This window comes from Streptomyces regalis (genome assembly GCF_001509475.1).
Classification (GTDB): Bacteria; Actinomycetota; Actinomycetes; order Streptomycetales; family Streptomycetaceae; genus Streptomyces; species Streptomyces regalis.
This window is the reverse complement of sequence record NZ_LLZG01000208.1, coordinates 1-1,064: the sequence shown is the minus strand read 5'-3', so window position 1 is coordinate 1,064 and position 1,064 is coordinate 1. Positions and strand designations below refer to the sequence as shown.

The window sequence follows — 1,064 nt, the reverse complement described above, 5'->3', positions numbered from 1 at the left end:
AGTACCGGCCGCACCTGATCGTTGGCTGCTTACCGACCACCGGCCTGGATCTCGACGGACTGATCGACGAACCGGACATCGCCAATTCAACCTGAGTAAAGTTCTCGTAGGTGAATGCGTACCGGTGATAGGTGCCCGTCGCGTCTGGGCTGGTGGAGACAGCAACGCATTGGTAATACGGTCCTGTCACCGAACTGACGTTGGCGAACTGGGTGAAGACCCAACGGTTGGCGAGGGTGTCCCAGCGCACGATGGGGTCCCCGTCGTTGGTCGTCTCGCAGGGGCCGCCGAACCCCGACCACATTGCGTTGTTGTTGGCCGGGGGCAGGATGGTGGCGCCGGTTTTGGAGTACACCGCGAAGGCCACATTGACGGTCTCGACGATCTGCGTGCTGCCCACCGAGGCGTTCGAGTCCGACGGAGTGCCACGTACGGCGTAGTTGTTGGCCCCGATTCCGTCGAACTGGGTCGTCACCGGGGCCGCTTTCGCGCGGAAGGGATGGCTGTCTTGCAGGACCGGGTCGGGCACCTTGGCCCCAGATGGGCGAGGCAGCAGGGGCAGAGCCGGGTGCGGGCCGGGTTTCTTCACCTTGGCGGCGCGCAGGGTGCGCAGTGGTTTTGAGGTGTCGTGGCGCGCCGCGGGGCCTGAGTCGTCCGAGCGCTTTGTCTTTAGCTTTGGCTTTGGCTTTAGGTCAGCGGTGTGGGCAGTGGCCGGCAGCGCAGGCGCAGCCTCTGCCGGAACGACCGCCAGGCCGGTGGCGAACAGCACCGCAGCGAGCAGGTACTGGAGTTGGCCGAATCTTCGCAAAACGTCTCCTTGCAGACGACTGAGCCACTACAGGGCCCATCCCCGACGGCGGCACCGGGTGACGGGCAGCAGAACTCATCGGCGGGACCAGGGGCCCAGCAGACGGACGCCGTCATGTGAAGCCACAGAGCTGCCCTGCCTGTACATCCGTGACGGCATGGTCACGTCCGCTGGAGTGGTGTATCGACGGCCATTCGGTGATCTCGTTTTGAGGTTATGCGGTGAGTTCGGTCGGCAGGACGGTCTCGTCCGTTTC

The 1,064-nt window shown here is 64.4% G+C and carries 1 protein-coding gene; it reads right to left on the bottom strand.

The genetic code is table 11. From position 1 onward, the window contains the following. Positions 1 to 808, bottom strand: an 808-nt coding sequence (locus ADL12_RS54140; RefSeq protein ID WP_208614593.1) for a hypothetical protein, incomplete at its 3' end; no start/stop codon positions are given. Between the last annotated feature and the right edge of the window lie 256 nt (positions 809 to 1,064).